At 38.0% G+C, this 23,549-nt stretch carries 19 protein-coding genes; 13 read left to right on the top strand and 6 right to left on the bottom strand.

Annotated elements, in window-relative coordinates; all coding sequences use genetic code 11:
• Window positions 1-74: 74 nt before the first annotated feature.
• Window positions 75-758: an NUDIX hydrolase gene (locus DPX34_RS18660; protein ID WP_111979954.1), complete on the top strand. Its 684-nt coding sequence runs from the start codon at window positions 75-77 to the stop codon at window positions 756-758.
• A gap of 304 nt (window positions 759-1,062) precedes the next feature.
• Here the strand turns inward: DPX34_RS18660 and DPX34_RS18655 are convergent, their stop codons facing one another.
• Both DPX34_RS18655 and DPX34_RS18650 read right to left on the bottom strand, forming a co-directional pair.
• On the bottom strand, window positions 1,063-2,046 hold the full coding sequence (locus DPX34_RS18655) for a glycoside hydrolase family 43 protein (protein WP_232824800.1): 984 nt from the start codon (window positions 2,044-2,046) through the stop codon (window positions 1,063-1,065).
• A 218-nt stretch (window positions 2,047-2,264) separates the two neighbouring features.
• Window positions 2,265-3,668 (bottom strand): glycoside-pentoside-hexuronide (GPH):cation symporter, encoded by a 1,404-nt coding sequence (locus DPX34_RS18650; RefSeq protein ID WP_111979952.1) that lies wholly within the window; start codon window positions 3,666-3,668, stop codon window positions 2,265-2,267.
• 374 nt (window positions 3,669-4,042) lie between these two features.
• Here DPX34_RS18650 and prfC point away from each other — a divergent pair, with 374 nt between their 5' ends.
• The 8 genes from prfC (at window position 4,043) to DPX34_RS18610 (ending at window position 12,837) form a co-directional block, all read left to right on the top strand.
• Window positions 4,043-5,629, top strand: coding sequence for a peptide chain release factor 3 (gene prfC, locus DPX34_RS18645; RefSeq protein WP_111979951.1), 1,587 nt, complete (start codon window positions 4,043-4,045; stop codon window positions 5,627-5,629).
• Window positions 5,630-5,644: 15 nt separating this feature from the next.
• Entirely contained in the window at window positions 5,645-7,384 is a 1,740-nt protein-coding gene (gene argS / locus DPX34_RS18640) for an arginine--tRNA ligase (protein WP_111979950.1), read from the top strand.
• 432 nt (window positions 7,385-7,816) lie between these two features.
• Window positions 7,817-8,578 (top strand): DUF3450 domain-containing protein, encoded by a 762-nt coding sequence (locus tag DPX34_RS18635; RefSeq protein ID WP_111979949.1) that lies wholly within the window; start codon window positions 7,817-7,819, stop codon window positions 8,576-8,578.
• Window positions 8,578-9,945 (top strand): MotA/TolQ/ExbB proton channel family protein, encoded by a 1,368-nt coding sequence (locus tag DPX34_RS18630; protein WP_111979948.1) that lies wholly within the window; start codon window positions 8,578-8,580, stop codon window positions 9,943-9,945. The genes DPX34_RS18635 and DPX34_RS18630 overlap by 1 nt, the downstream gene beginning before the upstream one ends.
• Window position 9,946: 1 nt before the next feature.
• Complete coding sequence (locus tag DPX34_RS18625; protein WP_111979947.1) at window positions 9,947-10,471, top strand: MotA/TolQ/ExbB proton channel family protein; 525 nt, start codon at window positions 9,947-9,949, stop codon at window positions 10,469-10,471.
• Window positions 10,472-10,485: 14 nt separating this feature from the next.
• Window positions 10,486-10,884 carry an ExbD/TolR family protein gene (locus DPX34_RS18620; RefSeq protein WP_111979946.1) on the top strand — a complete coding sequence of 133 codons (399 nt, stop codon included), beginning with the start codon at window positions 10,486-10,488 and terminating at the stop codon, window positions 10,882-10,884.
• Window position 10,885: 1 nt separating this feature from the next.
• Window positions 10,886-11,506 carry an energy transducer TonB gene (locus tag DPX34_RS18615; protein WP_111979945.1) on the top strand — a complete coding sequence of 207 codons (621 nt, stop codon included), beginning with the start codon at window positions 10,886-10,888 and terminating at the stop codon, window positions 11,504-11,506.
• 77 nt (window positions 11,507-11,583) lie between these two features.
• The gene (locus tag DPX34_RS18610) at window positions 11,584-12,837 is read left to right on the top strand and encodes a tetratricopeptide repeat protein (RefSeq protein WP_111979944.1); all 1,254 of its coding nucleotides are present in this window, start codon (window positions 11,584-11,586) and stop codon (window positions 12,835-12,837) included.
• Window positions 12,838-12,903: 66 nt separating this feature from the next.
• Here the strand turns inward: DPX34_RS18610 and DPX34_RS18605 are convergent, their stop codons facing one another.
• The gene (locus tag DPX34_RS18605) at window positions 12,904-13,398 is read right to left on the bottom strand and encodes a nucleotidyl cyclase domain-containing protein (RefSeq protein WP_111979943.1); all 495 of its coding nucleotides are present in this window, start codon (window positions 13,396-13,398) and stop codon (window positions 12,904-12,906) included.
• 424 nt (window positions 13,399-13,822) lie between these two features.
• On the bottom strand, window positions 13,823-14,308 hold the full coding sequence (locus DPX34_RS18595) for a YajQ family cyclic di-GMP-binding protein (protein WP_111979942.1): 486 nt from the start codon (window positions 14,306-14,308) through the stop codon (window positions 13,823-13,825).
• A gap of 205 nt (window positions 14,309-14,513) precedes the next feature.
• Between DPX34_RS18595 and ligA the strand changes: the two genes are divergently transcribed.
• The 4 genes from ligA (at window position 14,514) to adk (ending at window position 20,393) form a co-directional block, all read left to right on the top strand.
• Window positions 14,514-16,547, top strand: coding sequence for an NAD-dependent DNA ligase LigA (ligA, locus tag DPX34_RS18590; RefSeq protein WP_111979941.1), 2,034 nt, complete (start codon window positions 14,514-14,516; stop codon window positions 16,545-16,547).
• Between the two features lie 13 nt (window positions 16,548-16,560).
• Window positions 16,561-17,352 (top strand): glutamate racemase, encoded by a 792-nt coding sequence (murI, locus tag DPX34_RS18585; protein WP_111979940.1) that lies wholly within the window; start codon window positions 16,561-16,563, stop codon window positions 17,350-17,352.
• A 110-nt stretch (window positions 17,353-17,462) separates the two neighbouring features.
• Window positions 17,463-19,385, top strand: a complete 1,923-nt coding sequence (htpG, locus tag DPX34_RS18580; protein WP_111979939.1) for a molecular chaperone HtpG — start codon at window positions 17,463-17,465, stop codon at window positions 19,383-19,385.
• A 360-nt stretch (window positions 19,386-19,745) separates the two neighbouring features.
• Window positions 19,746-20,393 (top strand): adenylate kinase, encoded by a 648-nt coding sequence (gene adk, locus DPX34_RS18575; protein ID WP_111979971.1) that lies wholly within the window; start codon window positions 19,746-19,748, stop codon window positions 20,391-20,393.
• A gap of 454 nt (window positions 20,394-20,847) precedes the next feature.
• Here the strand turns inward: adk and DPX34_RS18570 are convergent, their stop codons facing one another.
• Together DPX34_RS18570 and lhgD are read right to left on the bottom strand one after the other, a co-directional pair.
• Window positions 20,848-21,981, bottom strand: a complete 1,134-nt coding sequence (locus DPX34_RS18570; RefSeq protein WP_111979938.1) for an OmpA family protein — start codon at window positions 21,979-21,981, stop codon at window positions 20,848-20,850.
• 158 nt (window positions 21,982-22,139) lie between these two features.
• Window positions 22,140-23,375: an L-2-hydroxyglutarate dehydrogenase gene (gene lhgD, locus DPX34_RS18565; RefSeq protein WP_111979937.1), complete on the bottom strand. Its 1,236-nt coding sequence runs from the start codon at window positions 23,373-23,375 to the stop codon at window positions 22,140-22,142.
• Window positions 23,376-23,549 lie beyond the last annotated feature (174 nt).

Genomic DNA, 23,549 nt, shown 5'->3' with positions numbered 1-23,549 from the left:
TTTATGGGGCTTATATGTAGATCTTATATGTAGATCTTGCCATTAAATTATTGAATTTAAAGACCTTTATTATTATGAATAGTACCGATATTCTTGAAAACATTTCTGTTGATAATCTTATCTTTGCAATGGACAACGGCCAGCTTAAAATTCTTTTAGCTAAATATGACGAAGGTGAAGCTAAAGGTAAATGGGGCTTGGTTGGTCATTGGGTTAAAATAGATGAAGACCTTGAAACGGCCGCTGCTCGTGTTGTCAAACAAACAACCGGTGTGCAAAACCTCTATTTAGAACAACTTTGTGCTTTTGGCCGAGTTAATCGATTTCCTGCTAAGCGAGTGGTTACTATTGCGTTTTATTCACTTGTTCGTTTAGATGAAATTAATTTAATGCCTGGTTTTACTGCGACAGATTTAGCTTGGTTTGATGCACGTAAGTTACCTTCGCTTATATTTGATCATCTTGAAATCGTTGAGCATTGTTTATCTTTTTTACGGTATAAAGTTCGGCATGAGCCGATCGGCTTTAACCTGTTACCTGAGAAGTTTACTTTATTAGAGCTGCAAGAGCTTTATGAAACGGTATTAGATAAAAAATTAGATAAGCCTAATTTCCGCCGAAAAATTCAAAAGATGAATTTACTTATTGATTGTAAAGAAAAGCAAAAAGGTGTTGCACATCGCGCCGCCAATTTATATCGGTTTGATATCAATGTTTATCAAAAACTAACTGAGTTTGGTTTTTCTTTCGAATACTAATTTGGTTAATTTAAATACAAAAAAACGACTTTTTAAGTCGTTTTTTTTGTATCTATAGTCAAAGCGATCGGGTTTTAGGGGCAGGTTTCTAGTTCCAGACGAAACCGAAGTACTGACATCCATGTAAGCAAAGCCGTCAAGCTTCGAGACCCCATGAGCATATGCTCTACTATGTGATTGGGGCCGCCTAAATGGATTTAGGTGTTAGAACGACGCAGGAGCCAAAGTCGAGAGTAAGCGCTGACAATGAACCATAAAACCTGAGCGAGAAGACTATAAACATCAGGCTAATTTAATACGTTTGTTATTCGTAAGGCTGAATTGTTTGGATCGTTCCATCTGGATTATGAGTGAGTTCAGTCATTTTCATACAGCGTAAATGTGTTTGCCCACCCGATAAAGAACAGTCGTGGTAAAATAAATACCATTTACCTTTAAACTCTGCAATTGAATGATGAGTTGTCCAACCTAATACGGGCTCTAATAGGGTGCCTTGGTAAGTAAAAGGGCCATAGGGTGATTGACTCGTTGCATAGGCTATTTTGTGTGTGTCACCGGTTGAGTAAGATAAATAATATTGTTCATTAAATTGATGAACCCATGGGCCTTCAAAAAAACGTCGATCAGTATCACCCGCTTTTAATAGTTCGCCATTTTCATCTAATATATCGATTTCTTGTGCGGTTTCAGCAAGCGTAATCATATCGTCGGATAATTTTGCGACACGAGGCTTTATTGCGGGTTCATCAGCTGCAGGGTATGCCTCATCACCAAATTCACCGGTAGACCAATTCTGTAATTGCCCACCCCACAAACCACCAAAATAAAGGTAATGTTGACCATTATCATCATATACTGCCGGATCAATACTATAAGTACCAATTATCGCTTCAGGTTCTGCTTTAAAAGGGCCTTCTGGGTTAGCTGACGATGCTACACCGATTTTGAAAACGTTGTTGTGATCACGTGCAGGGAAGTATAAATAAAAAGTACCGTTTTTTTCTGCTGCATCGGGGGCCCACATTTGCTTGCTGGCCCATTTTACGTCACTTACATCAAGAGCCACACCGTGGTCGGTTACTTCGCCCTGTGGAGCATCCATAGAAAATACATGATAGTCGCGCATCGCGAAATGATCACCATCATCATTCATTGGTTCATTTGTTTCTATATCATGCGAAGGGTAAATATAAATCTTGTTATTAAAAACATGCGCAGATGGGTCCGCTGTATACAGGTGAGTAACGAGTGGCGCTGATATAGCTTTTAATTGGCTCGCGCGTTCCATGTCGCGCTTTGTTACTTCTGCTGCATGGCTATCATTTTCGGCAAGTTCTGTTATATCACTAGGTGAAGAAATCGTCGTTGTAGTCATAATAAATACTCTAATATATAGGTTGAATAGCAAGCTGCTTATAAATTTAATTTTAGTAATTTATAGTCAACTATACAATAACTTTTGTTGGTGAATTTAACGTGTGTTTCATTTTCTTAAATATGTCGGGATCACGTTGCCGCTAAGTTTTCTTTAGGTGCTGTTGATATTTCACCTGGCTTTGGGGTTGTTTCTGATTGTTTTAATTCGGCTTGAATATCGCTCAATACGCTTTCGGTTAATTTATAACGCTTTATTAAAATAAGGCTGATGATGAGGAAAATAACAGGGGCTCCAGCAAAAGCGAAAAGCAACCCATTTAATGCTTCTTCTGTTTGAGCTTGATTAGGAACATAACTTGTATACGCTAATATCCAACCTGCTGATGCGCCGCCGATGGCAAAACCGAGTTTGATGCCGAGTAGATGACCAGAAAAAGTCATTGCCATTAATCGACGACCATTTAACTTGGTTCCATAATCAACTGTGTCAGCGACCATGCTAAAGAGTAAAGGGGTTACTATCATGTGGACAAAGTTAGCAACTATGAAAATGATATAAATAGCGATTATTTCTGTAGCAGGTAACACATATAATAATGCATGACTGATAATACCCAAGGTTAAACCTGCAATGAATAGCGGTTTTTTGCCAAATCGCTTAGATAAAAATATGGTTGCAACGGCTCCCGCAGCAGAGGCTATTCCACCTAAAGTCATAAAGCTGGCGGTTAATGACTCGTCACCTAAGAAGTATTTAACATAGTGAGGTGTTATTGCACCGCGTAAAGCGATTAAAGCGAGCAGGGCAACACTAATGGCCGTTATTAAAACCCATTGATCATTTTTAAATAATGAGCCGAAATCAGACAACATACTTGAACTATTTTGCAATGGCTCAGTTGATGGCTTTTCTTTGGTTAGTTTAAAACATAATAGAAAACACACGACGGCGAGTACCGCTAATACGCTCATCGCATATTGATAGCCTTTAGCTTGATCGCCTTGGCCAAACCACGTAACCAATTGGGGTAATATAGCAACGACGATGACCATGCCTGCCATCGCCATGGCAAATCTAAACGATTGTAAAGACGCTCGTTCTTTTGGATTATTGGTCATGACTCCACCTAATGCAGAGTACGGAATATTAATTGAAGTATAAAGCAGCATGAGTAACGCATAGGTTATATAAGCGTATATTAATTTACCGTTGTCTGTGAAGTCCGGTACCGTAAAAGCGACGACGGCTAAAACCCCGTATGGAATAGCCATAAATAAAAGATATGGGCGATACGAACCCCATTTACTGCGTGTTCTATCGGCTACCCCTCCCATTACGGGGTCGGTAAAACCATCAAATAAACGCACGACTAGCATCAGTGTGCCTGCGGCAGCGGCTGATATACCGAACACGTCGGTATAAAAAATTAGCATAAAGTTGGCCACAACTTGAAAAACAATATTACTTGCTGTATCGCCTAAACCATAACCAATTTTTTCTTTAACGGTTAACTTTGAATCATTGACGGACATAATTTAACTTCCATTAATTGATGATAATTTAAATAACAGCCTGATGCTTTATAAGTTAAATACAAATTAACCTAGGTTGTTATATATCTTTAACAAACAATTTACCTTAATTAAATTTAAAGTCAAATTGACTATTACTTTTGTTTTTATCTTTTTTCGTTGTTTTAAATATTTTTTAATGAATTTTGAATCAAAAGTGTGATGCAATTGTTTTTGTTTATTTGGGGTAACAGGGCTGCACGTGATATTGCAGTAACTTATATATACTCTCATTGGTTTAGCCGTCGATTATCTGTATAATCGCGACAATTTTTTGTTAATCGGCTTTTGATTATATTTTCTAATTAATCAAGGGCACAAAATAGATTATATATATGTCAACTAGCCCTTTTGTTCATGAAGTGAACAAGCGAAGAACATTCGCGATTATTTCTCACCCTGATGCGGGTAAAACGACCATAACCGAAAAGGTATTATTGTTCGGGCAAGCTATACAAAAAGCGGGTACGGTTAAAGGTAAAAAATCAGGTCAACATGCTAAGTCTGATTGGATGGAAATGGAAAAAGAACGTGGTATTTCTGTAACCACGTCAGTCATGCAATTTCCTTACGCTGATTGCCTTGTTAATTTACTGGATACGCCGGGTCATGAAGATTTCTCAGAAGATACATATCGTACATTAACTGCGGTAGATTCGTGTTTAATGGTTATTGATTCTGCTAAAGGTGTAGAAGATAGAACCATTAAACTCATGGAAGTTACTCGCTTACGTGATACGCCAATTGTAACCTTCATGAATAAACTCGATCGGGAGACCAGAGATCCCATTGAATTAATGGATGAGGTTGAAAGTGTATTAAACATTGCTTGCTCACCTATTACATGGCCGATTGGTATGGGTAAAGAATTTAAAGGTGTTTATCATTTACTTCGAGATGAGTATATTATTTTTCAACCGAGTATGGGCCATACCATCGCGGATAAACAGATTATTAAAGGCATTAATAACCCAGAAGCCGATGAGGTTTTAGGGGATTATGCAACCGAGTTGCGCGAAATTATGGAGCTTGTGCAAGGCGCATCTCATGAGTTTGATTTAGAGCTATTTTTATCTGGTCAACTGACTCCGGTATTCTTTGGTACAGCACTTGGTAACTTTGGTGTCGATCATATGCTTGATGGTCTTGTAGATTGGGCACCAACCCCACAACCCAGAGCGACCGATACACGAATTGTTAATTCGAATGAAGATAAATTCTCTGGGTTTGTTTTTAAAATACAAGCGAATATGGATCCAAAACATCGCGATAGGATCGCTTTTTTACGTATTTGTTCTGGCAAATATGAAAAAGGCATGAAAATGAATCAAGTGCGAACCGGTAAAGATATTCGCATATCTGACGCATTGACTTTTCTAGCCGGTGATCGTGAGGCCGTAGAAGAAGCTTACCCTGGCGATATTATTGGTTTGCATAATCATGGTTCGATACGTATTGGTGATAGTTTTACATCGGGTGAAAAGATGAGCTTTAGTGGCATCCCTAATTTCGCTCCTGAATTATTCCGCCGCATTCGATTGAGAGATCCACTTAAACAGAAACAGCTATTAAAAGGCTTAGTTCAACTTTCAGAAGAAGGCGCAGTACAAGTATTTAGACCTTTAACTAATAATGACCTGATTGTTGGGGCTGTTGGTGTGCTGCAATTTGATGTGGTTGTTCACCGTTTGAAGAGTGAATACAACGTAGATGCACTTTATGAAGCGATTAGTGTTTCAACTGCCCGTTGGGTTGAATGTGACGATGCACGTAAACTCGAAGACTTTAGACGTAAAGCAGAAGTGAACTTAGCTTTAGATGGCAGTGACAGTTTAACTTATATTGCACCAACCATGGTTAACTTGAACTTGGCGATAGAACGTTACCCCGAAATCACGTTCTTAAAAACACGCGAACATTAATTGCAGGCTTATTAAATGAAAATTAAACAATATTTATCTGAAAAAGTACAAGCGGCTATGATTGCAGCGGGTATTCCTTCTGAACATGCCCCACACGTTGCGTTAAGTAACAAACCGCAATTTGGCGATTATCAAGCTAATGGCGTATTAGGCGCGGCTAAAGCGTTAAAAACAAATCCAAGAGAATTAGCGACTAAAGTGTTAGCCGAGCTTGATATGCAAGACATTGCAGATAAAACAGAAATAGCCGGCCCTGGTTTCATTAATATTTTCTTAAGCACAAAATGGTTAGAAACCCTGTCTCAAGCTAGCGTTAATGATCCACGTGTGGGTATTTCAATGGCTGAAAAACCAGAAACCTGTGTAGTGGATTATTCATCGCCTAACTTAGCGAAAGAAATGCATGTAGGTCATTTACGTTCATCAATTATTGGCGATGCAATCGCTCGTGCGCTCGAGTTCCAAGGTCACAAAGTGATTCGTCAGAATCACATGGGTGATTGGGGAACGCAGTTTGGCATGTTAATCGCTCATCTAGAAGACATCATGTCTGGTGGTAATATTGATGGTACCGCTCTAGCTGATTTAGAAGGTTTTTATCGCGACGCCAAAAAACGATTTGATGATGAAGCCGATTTTGCTGAACGAGCACGTGACTATGTTGTTAAATTACAAGGCGGAGATGCGCGTTGTACTGAATTATGGCAACAGTTTATCGAAATCTCAGTACAACACAGCGAAGATGTTTATAACAAATTAAATGTAACATTGACCCGCGATGATATTAAGCCAGAGAGTGCATATAATGATGCATTACCTATTGTTATTGAAAAACTGCAAAAATTAGGTTTAGCCGTTGAATCACAGGGTGCACAAGTTGTATTTTTAGATGAGATGGCTGATAAAGAAGGCAACCCAATGCCTGTTATCGTGCAAAAATCAGGTGGTGGCTATTTATACGCAACAACTGATTTAGCAGCCATTGAATATCGTAGTCATGAATTAGCCGCCGATCGCTGTTTATATTTCATTGATGCACGCCAATCGTTGCACATGCAACAAGTCTTTACGATAGGTAAAAAATCGAGTCTTGCGACGCCAGAGATATCATTAGAACATCATCCATTTGGTACGATGATGGGTGAAGACGGTAAACCGTTTAAAACAAGAGCGGGCGGAACCGTTAAACTTGTTGAGCTACTAGATGAAGCCGTTGTTCGTGCTGCTGATTTACTGGCTCAGCGTGATACTGATCTTGATGAGCAAGAGAGAGAAGAAATTGCCCGTAAAGTGGGAATAGGGGCGGTTAAGTTCGCTGACCTTTCTAAACACCGAACCAGTGATTATATTTTTAGTTGGAAAACAATGTTGAGCTTTGAAGGGGCAACCGCGCCTTATCTTCAATATGCTTATACGCGTGTGCAATCAATTTTAGATAAATCTGGGATTGATATCAATGCAGTCTCGGCGCAAATTATTATCGGTGAGCCACAAGAAAAAGCATTATTAACTAAACTTGCACAGTTTGAAGACACTCTCGATATGGTAACCAAAGAAGCTTACCCACATATTTTATGTCAATATTTATATGAATTAGCCAGTGGATTTATGAGTTTTTATGAAGCTTGTCCGATATTAAAAGACGATGTTACAGAAGAAAGTAAGCTTTCACGTTTAATGATTGCCTATAATACTCAACAAGCTTTAAAGTTAGGTTTAACTATTTTAGGTATTGAAACGATGGCAAAAATGTAAACCTGCCTGCTCAATCAATCAAATCATACCAAAATAGTTTTTAAAACCCCTGTTTTTAAAAACTAAAAGCGATCGTTTTTTAAGCGATCGCTTTTTTTTGCACTAAATATGAGCAAAATGTGTGTGATTCGTTAATAACAAAGACTATTTTAGTAAAAATTAATCGAAAATTTCTTTGCAGAGTGACGCATATTGTCATAATCTTATAGTTGCTTCTAATGTTTGATTCAATTTTGATTTAGTGTACCAAAATTGGTTAAAAGTCAGGCAAGTTGCAGGTTGTGACCGAGTTTAGGTTGACATAACAAACTAAATCGGAGAACATCCAATATAGTTTTAGTTATAAAACTGTGAAAGTTTCCGGATTATGTTTTACGAGCCGTTTACATAGTCTACAAATAAAATCATTATACATTGGGAATCGTGTCTAAGATGATGAAGAGTAAAAAACTTGCATCTGCAGTAGCTTGCGCTTTATCGCTGTCGTTTACGGCAGCTGTAGCAGCTGACCCGCTTGAGAATCTACATAAAGAAGAAAATAAGATTCACAAAGCTGCAGTTAAATCACAAGAAAAAGTAGATCGTCTTTACGAACAATCTTTAGAATTATTAGCTGAATACCGTACTGTCGTCGATGAGACTGACAACTTACGTGTATACAATAATCATGTTCAAAGATTGGTAGATGGTCAAGAATTACATATCGCGTCAAAACAAAAGCAGATTGATGGCATTGAAGACACTAAAAAAGGTCTTGTTCCATTAATGTACAAAATGGTTGATTCGTTAGAAAAATTCATTGAACTAGACGTACCACTTAAGATTGAAGACCGTTTAGCACGTATAGAGCGTATACGTGATGCAATGGCCAATCCTAATATCACAACTTCAGAACGCTACCGTCAGGTTCTTGAAGCGTATCAAATCGAAAATGATTACGGTACATTAATCGCTGCTTATCAAGGTGATGTTGAAGGTAAAACTGTCGATATCGCACATATAGGTCGTACAGCACTTGTTGCACAATCTCTTGATTTTAAAAATGTATGGGTTTGGGATAATAGCCAACGTGTATGGTCAAAATTAGGTGATGAGTATATCAAGCCAATTCGCGAAGTAATTCGTATGGCTCGTAAACAAGTTGCTCCTGACTTGATCAAGTTACCTATCTTCGCAGCGGAGAGTGCACAATAATGAAAAAGTTTAACACATTATTAACTGTATCAGCTTTAGCACTTACTTCTATGTCATTCACTGCTAGCGCAAATGGGGCATTAGATAAACTTTTAGATCAGGTTAAATCTGATCGTGTTTCTGAAGTTAAAATAAATGCAAAGCGTGAAGCTGAATTTAAAGCTGCTCGTGATCAAAAGCAAGCATTACTAAATAAAGCAAAAGCCGACCTTAAATCTGAGAAAGCGCGCCAAAAGCGTTTACAACAAACTTTCCAAGATAATGAAAAACGTATCACCGACAAAGAAGCTGAATTAGAGTCTGCTAAAGGCACGTTAGGCGAAATGTTTGGTGTTGTTCGTCAAGCTTCTGGTGAAGCATTAGGCCGTATTTCAACTTCAATTGTTAGCTCACAACCAAAATTTTCGGATCGCACAAAGCTTTTAGCAACTTTAGCTGAAGCAAAAGAGTTACCGAATATTGTTGAGTTAGAAGAGTTATGGTTTGCATTGCAAACTGAAATGACTGAATCAGGTAAAGTAGTAACATATGATGCGCCAGTTTACGCATTAGATGGTACAGAAACAACTGAAACAGTGACTCGTATTGGTGTGTTTAACTTATTAGCTAACGGTGAATATTTAATATATAACACTGAAAATGCTAGTCAGCCTAAAATCCAACCATTAGCTCGTCAACCTGAAGCTCATGTATTAGCTGATGCAAGTTCGTTTACTAAATTAACATCTGGCTATACGCCAATGTATTTAGATCCGGCTCGTGGTGCAATTTTAACTATCTTTAAGCAAAAAGCGACTTTAGAAGAGCGTTATCATCAAGGTGGCGTACCTGGTTACGTTATCACCGGTGTATTAGCGTTTGGTTTGTTAATTGCTTTAGAGCGTTTCTTAACCCTATTTATTATTGGGTCTAAGATGAAAGCTCAGCTTAAAAATACATCATCGCCTAAAACTAACAACCCATTAGGTCGTATTTTAAAAGTTTATCATGACAATAAAGATGCTGATGTTGAAAACTTAGAACTTAAGTTAGACGAAGCTATCTTGCGTGAAACACCAAGTATAGAACGTGGTGTTAACATAATTAAAATCTTGGCTGCTATAGCACCTTTACTTGGTCTACTTGGTACGGTAATCGGTATGATTGGTACTTTCCAATCAATCACATTATTCGGTACGGGTGACCCTAAGATTATGGCTGGTAATATCTCGATGGCGTTGGTAACAACGGCTCAGGGTCTAATTGCTGCATTACCATTAATCTTTATTCATAGTATCGTTGCATCACGTAGTAAATCAATTGTTCACACCTTAGAAGAGCAGAGTGCAGGTATCGTTGCTGCACATGCGGAGAAGGAGCAAGCATAAGATGTTATTCCTCATAGACATTTGGGAAACTGTCAGGGGATTTATATCAACTGGGGGCGATGTTTTATATATCGTCTTCATTGTGCTCGCAATTATGTGGTTCTTGATGATTGAACGTTATTGGTTCTTGATATTGGAATTTCCGAAATATCGTCAAGACTTGATTTCACGTTGGGATGCAAGACAAGACACCACATCATGGTATGCACATAAAATTCGTGATTTTTGGATAGCAGAAGCATCTGAACTCTTAAAAGCACGTATTTTGTTGATTAAAACCTTGGTAGCTTTGTGTCCACTCATCGGACTGTTTGGGACTGTTACGGGTATGATTAGCGTATTCGACTCGATGGCAACATCGGGAACAGGTAACCCACGTTTGATGGCAGCCGGTATTTCCATGGCAACAATACCTACAATGGCAGGTATGGTTGCGGCCCTTTCTGGGGTGTTCTTTAGCTCGAGAATTGAAGCTCGCGCAAAAGTGGAAATTGAAAAATTAGTGGATAGTTTGCCACATCACTGAGAGAGAATTTAGTTATGGCACGTAAACGTCATCACGAAGAAGAAGATGCCGCAATTGATATGACACCGATGCTTGATATCGTGTTTATCATGCTTATTTTCTTCATTGTTACTACGTCTTTTGTAAAAGAGGCAGGTATTGAAGTAGATAAGCCTAAGGCTAATAATTCAAAAGCAGAGCCAAAAGCTAATATCTTTATTGCTATTAATGACAAAGGTGAAATCTGGATGGATAAGCGTCAAGTCGATATTGAGCGTGTACGCGCTAATGTTGAAAAAATGCTTGCTGAACAGAATACTGATGTTGTTATTGTTCAAGGCGATAAAGAATCTAAACATGGTTTAATTATGAAAGTAATGGACCAAGTTAAGGCTGCTGGTATTGAAAGAATTACAGTAGCAACGGAGAAATAATATGGTTCGATTGTTGCTGTCTATACCCATTGGTATCGCGATTACATTTGCTCTTTTTGTGTTAATGGCAGAGTTAATCGCCAATAACCAACAAGGTCCAGGTGAAAGCGAAAAGACTGCGCGTATCGACATTGTTATGTCGCAGCCTAAAGAAGGTCTTCAAGAAAGGCAGCGCACACCACCACCGCCACCGCCACCACCGGCTGAACCGCCTAAAGCGGAGAAGTCTACGCCAGATGTAGCAGATCCAAATGCAACTGGTATAAATATGGATATCTCTACACCGGATACGAGTATTGGTGACACGGGGCTTGGTAATTTGGGCGGTAACTTAATGAAAGACGGTGATGCAGCCCCTATCGTTCGTATCGAACCTCGCTACCCTATGCAGGCAGCGAGAGAAGGTAAAGAAGGTTGGGTTAAGCTGAGTTTCTCGATAGATGAACTTGGTAATGTAATCGACGTTAGCGTTATTGAAGCACAACCAAAGCGTATTTTTGACCGTGAAGCGAAAAAAGCGTTAGGCAAATGGAAATACAAGCCGAAAATTGTTGATGGTAAACCCATTAAACAAACAGGTTTAACTGTTCAGCTTGATTTCACTATGCAAGGTTCAAATTAATAACCGTTTAGTTATGCCTAGGTTTGGTTTAGTTTTGACTAAACCAAACCGCTTAAAGTGATATTAATGAGGTATTTATGAATTTCTCTCGTGCACTTAAAGCTGTTACCACAGGAATTGGTTTAGCGAGTTTAGCTATTTGTTTATCATTTCCGAGTGTGGCTGCTGAAGAGAAGAAAGAAAAACGCAAAACACAAGTAATGTCTCAATCAGTTGGTAAAAAAGTTCAAGCAGCTTTTGATGCCTACGCTGAAGAGCGTATCAATGATGCGATTACTATGTTAGAAGAGATAGAGGCTAAAAAAGAGTTTGATCAAGCTTTTGTTAAGCGCTTATTAGGTAATATGTACGCGGGTCAAAAAGGTGGAGCTGATAAAGCGATCAAGCTTTTGAAAGAAGCCGTTGACTTAGATGTACTAAACCCGAATGAGCATGAAGCTGCGATTAAATTACTTGCGGATCTAAATCTTCAAGAAGGTAATCATAAAGAAGCCTTATCTGGTTATAAACATTGGATGGAATTTTCTGGTAAAGAAGATCCTGAAATATACGTAAGAATGTCTCAAGCGTATTACCAATTAAAGCAATTAGATAAAATTATTGACCCAGCTGACAGAGCTATCGCGTTATACAAAAAACAAAAGCCTGCACCATATATGATGAAGGTGAGTTCATATTACGAACGTAAAATGTATAAAGAAGCTGCTGAAGTTGTTTCTGAAGCCATTAGCCATTTTCCTGAAGAAGGTCGTTATTGGATACAGTTAGGTCAATTTTATTTATTACACGAAGATTACGAAAAAGCGTTATCTTCATTTGATTTAGCACACAAGCAAGGTCATTTGAAGAAGCCTAATCATTTTGTTGCACTTGCCCAATTATATGCTGCTTATGCTATTCCATATCAAGCTGCATTAATTCAAGAACGCTACATGAATGAAGGCATAATAGCCAAAGATGAAAAGAATTTAGTGTCATTAGCTAATTACTTGCATCAATCTCAAGAGTTTAAAAAGTCTGCTAAGTACTATCAATTAGCGGCTGAGAAAACTCAAGATCCTGGTTATTATAAGCGTATCGGCGATTTACTGTTGATGGACGAAGACTATAAGAAAGCAATTGTTGCTTATAATAAAGCGGTTGAGTTAGGTTCTGATAAATCTGATAAAATTCGCTTATCTTTAATCGAAGCCCATTTCTATAGCGGCGATTATAAAAATGCATATAAAATTGCATTAGCAGCTAAGAAAGAGAAATCAACACGACGCTCAGCTTCTGGCTGGCTCGGGTATATAAAAGATACTGCAGAACGCAAAAACGTAAAAATCTAAAAAAAGGGCCATTGGCCCTTTTTTGTATTTATCACCTTCGCACGCATCTCACTTTAACCTAATTACTTAATGCGCTATATATTCTTGGATTTTATAATGCTGTTCATTATTAATTTCTGAGCTATTCAACAATATTTGTAAATCATCAAATACACGTTCTAAATTAATTTGACTATTCGGGCATAAATTAATACCACTTGCCCAAATTTCTACACCGTATTTAGCTTTTAATAGATTTGATTGCTGTAAAATACGATCAACAATAACATCTGTACCTTGCTTATTTAGGCTAAATAAGCCAAGCAAAAAGTCATCTTTATTTAATTTTGAAACTAAATCACTGGCACGATAGGTTGATTGGTCAAGAATACTGGCTACTGCTTTAGCTTCGTTTACATGCTCATTGGAATTATATGAAGGGTGTATTAAAACTAATGACAAGCGCTCGTTATCTCGCATTAATCGATGCCATTCTCTAAAAAGTATTTCCATAAAATAATTAAGATTATAAACGCCAGTATCAGGATCTTTGAAACTTGAATTTTGGAAAGAAAACGCCATTGCAAACTCCTATATCTTGAATAGTAAGTATAGAAGCTTTTTATCACATTCGCATGATGGGCTTTGAATAATACCAATCCGTAATAATAAGTGCCCACTCAGCGAGCGTTTAAATGCGCTTAAATGAAAGAATAATGGTGCTCTTTTGAGGTCGATCAACACAGAGTAAGCGCATTTAATAAAGCTCGCCTGAAAGGAATGCCCCAGCGGCTTTTGACCTGCGTTATCGGTATTTGAAAGGGAACAACCATTCCTGTACACCGACACCTTGTTCAAAAACCGCTGGATGCATTCTGAGAGATCACTTATTTATATGAATTGGTATAAATGAAATGGTAAATAGTAACGGAGGTAAAGTGGATATAATGAACTTACTTAAACTCGAAAGTTCATTAGGTTATAAATTAAGTGTACGTGAAGAGTATTAATCGCGGAAGTTATTGAACTGTAGTGGTAATTCAAGAGATTCTGCTTTTAATGTGGCGATCACGGTTTGTAAGTCATCACGTTTTTTTCCAGTAATTCTTAATTGATCACCTTGGATTGCCGCTTGCACTTTTAATTTTTTATCTTTAATGACTTTTATTATTTTTTTTGCGTTAGGTTGATCAATACCTTGTGCGAAGGTGAAATTTTTACTAAAGACTTTACCACTGTGAGTAACTTGTTCATCTTGTTTCATTGAATGTGTGTCGATATTTCGACGGACTAAATTTTTAACAAGAATTTCCATTATTTGGACAATTTGAAATTCTGATTCAGTTGAAATCGTGACGACTAAATCTTTTAATTTAATGTCTGATTCAACACCTTTAAAATCAAAACGTGTAGCGAGTTCTTTTTTACTGTTGTTAACAGCATTTAGTAATTCAGGTGCATCTATTTCAGACACAATATCAAAAGTAGGCATAAAAACTCCGAGAAGATCAACTGACCCATTAATTTAAATAGGTAAACATAAAATATTTAGTTCATGTTTACTGGCTAACTATAGCGATAAATTCTAACAGATTGTTATAATAACCCAAACGTTAGACTTGATATTCGCATGCATTTTTTATCAATATAATTATCAGTCTATTATTTAGTCATTTCTTTTTTTGGTTTAACAATACATGACCCTTGCTATTCAAACATCGATTACCGAACTCGTTAATACACTCAATGAATATAATCATCAATATTATGTATTAGATGAACCCACCGTCCCGGATGCTGAATACGATAGACTTTTACTGTCGCTTAAAGAATTAGAAGCTGCTAACCCTGGGTATATATTGCCTAACTCACCCAGTCAAAAAGTCGGTGGCGTTGCTTTAAAGGCGTTTACGCAAGTCGAACACAAGTTACCGATGTTATCACTTGATAACGCATTTAATGCAGGTGATATGCAAGCATTTGATAAACGCAATGTTGAACGGTTAATGGATAAGCAAATTCTAACCTATTGTTGTGAACCTAAGTTAGATGGTTTAGCGGTTTCGTTAATGTATCAAGATGGCTTATTGGTACAAGCTGCAACGCGTGGTGATGGCAAAATAGGTGAAGATATCACGGAGAACGTGAAAACAATTCGCTGTATTCCATTGCAATTAAGAGGCGAATTAAACAAAGATTACCCATCAGTATTAGAAGCAAGAGGTGAAGTCTTTTTACCAACCGATGGTTTTGAACGATTAAACCAAGCACAAAAAGCGGCGGGTAATAAAATGTTCGCCAATCCTCGCAATGCTGCTGCCGGTAGTTTACGTCAGCTTGATTCAAAAATTACGGCAGCAAGAGGACTCGCCTTTTATGCTTATTCAATTGGGTATATCGAAGACGCTGAAAATTTACTCTCTGATTCACATTATGGTCGCATGGTTCAATTAAAGCAGCTTGGTTTACCGATGAATCCCGAAGTGGCGAAAGTAGAAGGAATTGATGCATGTTTAACTTATTATCAAGGAATAGCCGATAAGCGTAACGCGTTAAGTTATGAAATCGATGGTGTTGTTTTTAAAATTGACTCATTGCCCGAGCAAAATAAACTCGGATTTGTCGCCAAAGCACCGCGATGGGCAATTGCACATAAATTTCCTGCTCAAGAAGAAATGACTATTTTAGAAGAGGTTGAATTTCAAGTGGGTCGTACCGGCGCCGTAACGCCTGTAGCGCGCTTAGCACCTGTGTTTGTAGGCGGTGTTACTGTTTCAAACGCGACTTTGCATAATGCCGATGAAATTAACCGTTTAGGTGTTAAGGTCGGCGATAGCGTTGTTATTCGACGAGCTGGCGATGTTATCCCGCAGATCGTTTCTGTAGTCTTAAATCGTCGGCCAGAAACGGCAAAAGAGATACGTTTTCCTGAGTGTTGTCCGGTTTGCTCATCTGATTTAGAACAAATTGAAGGTGAGGCTGTTATTCGATGTGGTGCGGGGTTATTTTGCCAAGCTCAATTAAAAGAATCACTAAAACACTTTGTTTCACGCAAGGCACTTAACGTTGATGGGTTAGGTGACAAACTCATTGACGCACTAGTTGATAAAAAAATGGTGAAAACACCAGCTGATTTATTTCGTTTAGATGCTTTTGATGTGGCCTGTATGGATCGAATGGGACAAAAATCGGCAGCAAAACTCATTGAAGCGCTAGAAAAAGCGAAAAGCACAACATTGGCAAAATTTGTTTATGGTTTGGGCATTCGCGAAGTGGGCGAGGCTACTGCGCTTAATTTAGCTTTGCATTTTTTAACGCTCGATAAAATCATGCAAGCAAAAGAAGAATCATTACTTGAAGTACCCGATGTGGGCAATATAGTAGCTATGCACCTGAACAAGTTTTTTGCTGAAGCACATAATCAAGCGGTGATCACTGACTTATTGGCATTAGGTATTAACTGGCCCGTTATTGAGCCTGTCGCGAGTGAAGATCTCGTATTAGCCGATAAAACCTTTGTATTAACCGGCACATTGAACAATTTAGGGCGTAACGATGCTAAAGCCAAATTGCAATCTTTAGGTGCCAAAGTCGCGGGTAGTGTATCGGCTAAAACAGATTGTTTAGTGGCGGGCGAAAAAGCAGGGTCTAAATTAACTAAAGCGCAAAGCTTAGGGGTCACGATATGGACTGAAGATGACATGCTGGCTTTTTTTGCTAAACATGAATAATCAGTAGAATAGAATGTCTGCCTATCCTATCGGTGTATTTGATTCTGGTGTAGGTGGTTTATCACTCTTAAGTGAAATTAACCGCCTGTTACCTAACGAAAGCTGTATTTATATCGCCGATTCATTATATGCACCCTATGGTGAAAAGTCGGCGGATATGCTTTGGCAGCGGTGCTGCGCAATAAGTGAATTTTTGATTGAGCAAGGTGTTAAAATAATTGTTGTTGCCTGTAATACCGCAACGGTTGCGGTCATAAAGCAATTAAGAGTTAAATACCGCATTCCTTTTATTGGCATCGAACCGGCTGTTAAGCCTGCATTACTTGGTGAATTTAAAGCCAATGTGGCTATATTAGCAACGCAAAATACAATTAACAGTCAGCGTCTCTCATTACTTATTAACACTTATAAAAGCCCTTCAACCACCTTGTACCCGATTGCTTGTTTAGGCTGGGTTGAAATGATTGAGCTTGGTATATCTCATGAGCAAATTAAACAGAAAATATCGGAAACACTTACCGATTTAATCAAATTAAAGCCGAGCATTATAGTATTAGCGTGCACACATTATCCGTTTATATCGGCTTTGATTACTGAGTGTTTTGATTACCCTGTGCAAATAATTGAACCTGGTGCGGCGGTTGCACAACAAGTTAAAAACGTGTTGCACTCATTATCGATTTTGTCTCTGCAAGCTGACTTTACGCACCCTTTATTTTATTGCTCTGGAGATACTCATATTGCTGAGCAACGCATCTCACATTTAATTAATAAACAGGTTAATGTTCGACCATTTACCGTTTAATTAAAAAAAAACAGACTTTTTATCACTTTCCACTTGAATACCCATTCTTCATCCCCATTTATTTTTTCAAGCTAAATTAATTCAACATAGCATCCAGGAGATAGTTTTAAATGTCAGAAGCTGTGCAAAAAGAAACGTTAGGTTTTCAAACTGAAGTAAAGCAATTACTTCAATTAATGATTCATTCTTTATATTCAAACAAAGAAATATTCTTACGTGAATTAGTTTCGAATGCATCTGATGCGGCCGACAAGTTACGCTTTAAAGCCCTCGAAAATAATGATTTGTTTGAAGGTGACGCTGACTTAAGAGTTCGTGTATCAGTCAACAAAGAAGCTCGAACAATAACGATTGCAGATAACGGCATCGGTATGACTCGAGACGATGTTATTAATAATTTAGGCACAATCGCTAAATCAGGTACGGCAGACTTTTTTAATAAGTTGTCAGGCGACCAAGCAAAAGACTCTCAATTAATCGGTCAATTTGGTGTTGGTTTTTATTCTGCCTTTATCGTTGCTGAAGAAGTGGTTGTTAAAACACGCGCGGCCGGTGTAGATGCTAGCAAAGGTGTAGAATGGACTTCAAAAGGTGAAGGCGACTTTACCTTAGCTGAAATCAATGTGCCACAACGTGGTACTGAAATTACTTTGCATTTACGCGAAGATGAAGCTGAATTCTTAGATGATTGGAAAGTACGCTCTACGATCACGCGTTATTCTGACCATATTAATATCCCTGTTCAAATGTTTAAAGATGAAGTGCCTGAGCAAGATGGCCCAGAGGGTGAAAAAATTGCTGCAGAACCGGCAAAGTGGGAGCCTATCAATAAAGGAACTGCACTTTGGACTTGTGAAAAAGCAGACATTAAAGAAGAAGATTATAAAGAGTTCTATAAAACGATCGCCCATGACTTTGATGATCCATTAACGTGGACTCATAGTAAAGTTGAAGGTAAAACTGAGTACACTAGCTTACTTTATATTCCTAAACGTGCTCCGTTCAACATGTGGGATCGCGACACTAAAAATGGTATCAAGTTATATGTTCAGCGTGTATTCATTATGGATGATGCTGAAAAATTCTTACCAAACTACTTACGTTTTGTTAAAGGCTTAATCGACTCTAATGATTTACCTTTAAATGTTTCACGTGAGATTTTACAAGATAATAAAGTCACGCAGAGCATTCGTTCTGGTAGCACTAAAAAAGTTTTACAGCTTCTTGAGCGCATGGCTAAAAATAAAGAAGACGATTATAAAGTTTTCTGGAAAGAGTTTGGTAATGTCTTAAAAGAAGGTCCAGCTGAAGATGATGCTAATAAAGAAAAAGTAGCTAAATTATTACGTTTTGCTTCTACTAATACTGACACTGATGAGCAAGTTGTTGGTTTAGACGCTTACATTGAGCGTATGAAAGAAGGTCAAGACAAACTATTCTTTATTACGGCTGATACGTTTGATGCGGCTAAAAGTAGCCCGCATTTAGAAATATTCCGCAAGAAAGGTATCGAAGTCTTATTAATGTCTGATCGCATTGATGAGTGGTTGATGTCTCACTTAAGTGAATATGCGGGTAAGCAATTCCAATCAGTTGCTAAAGCTAATATTGATTTATCTGATTTAGATGATGAAGAAACCAAGAAAGAACATGAAGCCACTGAAAAAGAATTTGCTAGCTTTATTGAGCGTGCTAAAACGGCGCTAGGTGACAAAGTTAAAGATGTGAAAATTTCACATCGCTTAACGGAATCGCCTGCTGTTATCACAACTGATGAAAATGACATGAACACGCAAATGGCTAAATTGCTTGAAGCGGCAGGTCAAGCTGCTCCAGAAACTAAATACATTTTTGAAGTGAACCCTGAACATGCTTTAATTAAACGTGTTGCGGATGAAGCAGACGAAGAGTCGTTCAAAGAATGGGTTGATGTATTATTACAACAAGCGACTTTAGCTGAGCGTGGCAGTTTAGAAAATCCATCTCAGTTTGTAACCGGTCTAAATAAATTATTATTACGTGTTTCTCAATAAATCTATTTAGCAAATAATTGCTTAAATTTATTATTAATTGAACGTAATATAATGTGAAAAAAGGGAGCTTAATGCTCCCTTTTTTAATGTCAGTTTTTTATGTTTTACGTTTGCAATGTTATGATTATTGTTAACATTATCAACCCTTTCATTTTTTATTAAAATGAACTCATCGCCATTAAACATAATGGCTGCGAGCCTTTAAAATTTAAATTTAAGGTTGATTGTTTTATAATCTAAACAAAATTAATTGGTTAAGCTCTTGGCTGGTTATCGCGTCGAAACCTTGTAAAAATAGGCCTTAAGGTGTAAATTGTGCGCAGTTTATTTTTTAATACAAATCTTACACAAGAGGGTTTTATGCGCATTATCTTATTGGGCGCGCCAGGCGCTGGTAAAGGTACACAAGCACAGTTTTTGATGCAGAAATTTGGGATACCTCAAATTTCAACAGGTGACATGTTAAGAGCCGCTATTAAAGCGGGTACTGGCATGGGCTTAGCCGCTAAAAAAGTGATGGATGCAGGTCAATTGGTCACTGACGATATCGTTATTGGTATTGTTAAAGAGCGAATTGCACAAGAAGACTGTGCAAATGGTTTTTTACTGGATGGCTTTCCACGGACTATTCCACAAGCGGATGCCATGGTAGAAAACAACATTGATGTTGATGTTGTACTTGAGTTTGACGTGCCTGATGACGTGATTGTTGAACGTATGGCAGGACGTCGTGTTCACGCCGGTTCAGGTCGTGTATATCATTTAGTTTATAATCCACCTAAAGTGGAAGGCCAAGATGATGAAACGGGTGAGCCATTAATGGTACGTGAAGATGATAAAGAAGAAACGGTTCGTCATCGTTTAGGTGTTTATCACGAGCAAACAGCGCCATTAGTTCAGTTTTATCAAAAAATGGCAACAAGCAACGATTCAACTAAATATTTCAAAATTGATGGCACTCAAAATGTAGATGCCGTAAGTGCACAACTTGCCGAGTTATTAGGCTAAGTTAATATCAGGCTTTTTAAGCTGAAGGTGATGTAGGCGAATAGCCAATACCGGTTTATTTGTCGTTCACCCATAATCAATCCGAAGATGAATATCTTCGGATTTTTTTATGCCAATTAAAAATAGGCCGCTTGGCTAAATTTAATACCAATTCATATAAATAAGTGATCTCTCAGAATGCATCCAGCGGTTTTTGAACAAGGCGTCGGTGTACAGGAATGGTTGTTCCCTTTCAAATACCGATAACGCAGATCAAAAGCCGCTGGGGCATTCCTTTCAGGCGAGTTATAATGCGCTTACTCTGTGTTGCTGGAACTCAAAAGAGCACCACTATTCTTTCATTTAAGCGCATTTAAACGCTCGCTGAGTGGGCACTTATTATTACGGATTGGTATAAGGCAAAAAAAACCGCTCAATGAGAGCGGTTTAGATATTACACGTGAGTCGTTACTTATTATTTAATAACGGCAACAACACGACGGTTTTGTTCACGACCGGCTGCAAGCATGTTATCTGCAATTGGTTTTGATTCGCCGTAACCTTTAGATGAAATGTTCTCACCTTTAACGTTAAAGTTGTTGATTATATATTGCATAACGGCTTGAGCACGTTTTTCAGAAAGCTTTTGGTTATAAGCTTCAGAACCACGTGAATCCGTATACCCTTGTATTTCTACTTGTGCATCAGGGTAGCGTTTCATGTATTGAGCAACTGTTGCCATATCTTCATGATACTGTGGTGCTACTTCCATGCTGTTATTCGCAAATTTAACATCTAGATTGACATTAATAGCGGCTTCTAGCACTACACGACAACCCATTGCATCAATTTGTGCGCCCATTGGTGTGTTAGCACACTTATCTTGGCTGTTTGCAATACCATCTTTATCATCATCTAACTCGCAGCCTTTTGCATCGACTTTGATGTTAGCGGCTGTATTAGGACAGTTATCAAATTTATCTTCAATACCGTCTCTGTCTGTATCAACTGGCTTAACCGGAGCCGGTTTTGCTGCTACAGGCTTCGGAGCTGGTTTAGCTGGGGTTGATTTTTTAGTTACATCACCAAAGTAGTATTTAAGACCAATACCAGGGATAACATCAATTTCGCCGTCACCAAATGAGTATAATGCGTCTAAAAATACGTTTACACTTAAGTTATCTTTAATGTATTTATCGTAACCAACACCTACGCGTAAAGCTGTTTCGCTACCCGCATCCCAACCACCAAAGTTGTATTTGGCTAAACCAGCACGTGCTTGAATACTATCTGTTCCTGCTGGCTTGTAGTTATAAATACCTAATAATGAGGCGATATCAAACTCAGTTGAGCCTTTAGTATGTGGCACATCAGCAGAGGTCATTAAATAATTTAACTCGGCTGCCCATTTAGGTTTGAATTGAAAACCAAGACCACCAAATGGTGCAAGACTATCATCCATATTTCGATCACTATCAAACATTACATTGGCTGCACCACCCGTGATATATGTTTTGTTTTTAATGTCGTTGAAGTCTAAATCGGCGGCTACTGCACTACCGGCCATTAAAGCTGAAGGTAGTAATAAAGCACTGATTATTTTTTTCATGATTGTATTCCTTTTCCTTGTTAATTATATGTATCTCGTAACACTACATTAGCTATGTTAAAAGTTAGTGATTTTATAGGTGTTTTATTATCTTTTTGTATATTAAACCACCCTTTATTTTCGGCGATTCTATCATGCAATTTTGATATAAAAAAACCTTAAATGTTAGTTTCTTCATTTATTTTAATTAAATCTTCCAGTTGTGAAACTACATGCTCAGCGATTGGCATACTTGATGTAGCCGCTGGTGATGGGGCGTTACAAACATGTAAAGTACGTGTTGTTTTTTTAAATAAAAAATCATGTATTAATTCACCTTTAAAGCTGACAGCTTGTGCTCTAATACCGACAGGGTAGGGGGTTAAATCTGATTTTTTTAGGCTTGGACAATATTTTTTAACTTGGCGTAAATATTGGCTTTTACTCAATGAATTAATCAATTCATTAAAAGCGTGTTTATAATTATGTTTTAATATTCGCCAAAACCCACTGAATTGAATAATTTCTTTACTGTCAGCCCAGCTAAAATTAAATTTATTGTAGCCTTCACGTTTCCAACCTAAAATCGCATTGGGCCCGACAGTAACACTGCCATCGATCATTTTTGTTAAATGGATCCCTAAGAAGGGTAACTCTGGATCAGGCACCGGATAAATCAGGTGTTTAACTATATTATTATGTTGTGAATTTAAACGATAATATTCACCTCTAAAGGGTAACATCTGAAAATCAACTTCAATACCGGCCAGTTTGGCTAACTTATCGGCCATGATACCCGCGCAACATATTAGGTATTTTGTTTTAAAGCGGCCTTGAGTGGTATCGAGCTCTACACCTTGACTTGTTTCATAGATATTATTTACTTTGCAGTCGAGCCAATAGCTTCCCCCCCAATCGACAAAATCATCCATCATGCATTGTGTTATTTCTTTATAATCTACAATGCTCGTTTCTTCGATTAAAATGGCCGCTAAGCCGGTGATATTGGGTTCTGCTTTATGTAATTCTTGGGTGTTCAGCCACTGGTAATGTAACTTGTTTTCCGCGCAGCGGGTGGCAAGAGCTTCTAAACGGGTTAGTTCAAGTTCAGTCGTGGCGACAATTAATTTCCCACATTCATCAAACTTAATATGGTGCTCAATGCAAAACGCTTTTATGGCTTTTAAACCCGCTCGACAGAATTGTGCTTTTAGGCTTTCAGGGGGGTAGTAAACGCCAGCATGGATCACGCCGCTATTTCGACCCGTTTGATGTTTTGCAACTTGTGATTCTTTCTCAAGCAGCATAACGGAATACTGAGGATAAGTTTGTTTTAATTTTAAGGCGGTTGCGGCTCCGACTATGCCGCCGCCTATAATTAAAATATCGGCATCGAGAAGATGACTATTGGGCATATTTTATCCATAAAAATAGCGAGTGTTTATAGTGACCTATTTTAAGCCTATTAATATAAAAGTGAAGTTAATTACTTCAGTCAGTATCAATTAAAGTGAATATAGTCTTTGCGCTCAGGTTTTATGGTTCATTGTCAGCGCTTACTCTCGACTTTGGCTCCTGCGTCGTTCTAA

Source organism: Algibacillus agarilyticus, from assembly GCF_003286125.1.
Classification (GTDB): domain Bacteria; phylum Pseudomonadota; class Gammaproteobacteria; order Enterobacterales; family Alteromonadaceae; genus Algibacillus; species Algibacillus agarilyticus.
This window is presented reverse-complemented; position numbering and strand designations above follow the sequence as displayed.

Coding starts and splice junctions, on each gene's coding strand:
- DPX34_RS18625 (WP_111979947.1), top strand. CDS start 9,947: ATGTTATTCCTCATAGACATTTGGGAAACTGTCAGGGGATTTATATCA.
- prfC (WP_111979951.1), top strand. CDS start 4,043: ATGTCAACTAGCCCTTTTGTTCATGAAGTGAACAAGCGAAGAACATTC.
- DPX34_RS18655 (WP_232824800.1), bottom strand. CDS start 2,046: ATGGAACGCGCGAGCCAATTAAAAGCTATATCAGCGCCACTCGTTACT.
- DPX34_RS18650 (WP_111979952.1), bottom strand. CDS start 3,668: ATGTCCGTCAATGATTCAAAGTTAACCGTTAAAGAAAAAATTGGTTAT.
- DPX34_RS18620 (WP_111979946.1), top strand. CDS start 10,486: ATGGCACGTAAACGTCATCACGAAGAAGAAGATGCCGCAATTGATATG.
- DPX34_RS18610 (WP_111979944.1), top strand. CDS start 11,584: ATGAATTTCTCTCGTGCACTTAAAGCTGTTACCACAGGAATTGGTTTA.
- DPX34_RS18615 (WP_111979945.1), top strand. CDS start 10,886: ATGGTTCGATTGTTGCTGTCTATACCCATTGGTATCGCGATTACATTT.
- murI (WP_111979940.1), top strand. CDS start 16,561: ATGTCTGCCTATCCTATCGGTGTATTTGATTCTGGTGTAGGTGGTTTA.
- ligA (WP_111979941.1), top strand. CDS start 14,514: ATGACCCTTGCTATTCAAACATCGATTACCGAACTCGTTAATACACTC.
- htpG (WP_111979939.1), top strand. CDS start 17,463: ATGTCAGAAGCTGTGCAAAAAGAAACGTTAGGTTTTCAAACTGAAGTA.
- DPX34_RS18595 (WP_111979942.1), bottom strand. CDS start 14,308: ATGCCTACTTTTGATATTGTGTCTGAAATAGATGCACCTGAATTACTA.
- lhgD (WP_111979937.1), bottom strand. CDS start 23,375: ATGCCCAATAGTCATCTTCTCGATGCCGATATTTTAATTATAGGCGGC.
- DPX34_RS18660 (WP_111979954.1), top strand. CDS start 75: ATGAATAGTACCGATATTCTTGAAAACATTTCTGTTGATAATCTTATC.
- adk (WP_111979971.1), top strand. CDS start 19,746: ATGCGCATTATCTTATTGGGCGCGCCAGGCGCTGGTAAAGGTACACAA.
- DPX34_RS18605 (WP_111979943.1), bottom strand. CDS start 13,398: ATGGCGTTTTCTTTCCAAAATTCAAGTTTCAAAGATCCTGATACTGGC.
- argS (WP_111979950.1), top strand. CDS start 5,645: ATGAAAATTAAACAATATTTATCTGAAAAAGTACAAGCGGCTATGATT.
- DPX34_RS18570 (WP_111979938.1), bottom strand. CDS start 21,981: ATGAAAAAAATAATCAGTGCTTTATTACTACCTTCAGCTTTAATGGCC.
- DPX34_RS18630 (WP_111979948.1), top strand. CDS start 8,578: ATGAAAAAGTTTAACACATTATTAACTGTATCAGCTTTAGCACTTACT.
- DPX34_RS18635 (WP_111979949.1), top strand. CDS start 7,817: ATGATGAAGAGTAAAAAACTTGCATCTGCAGTAGCTTGCGCTTTATCG.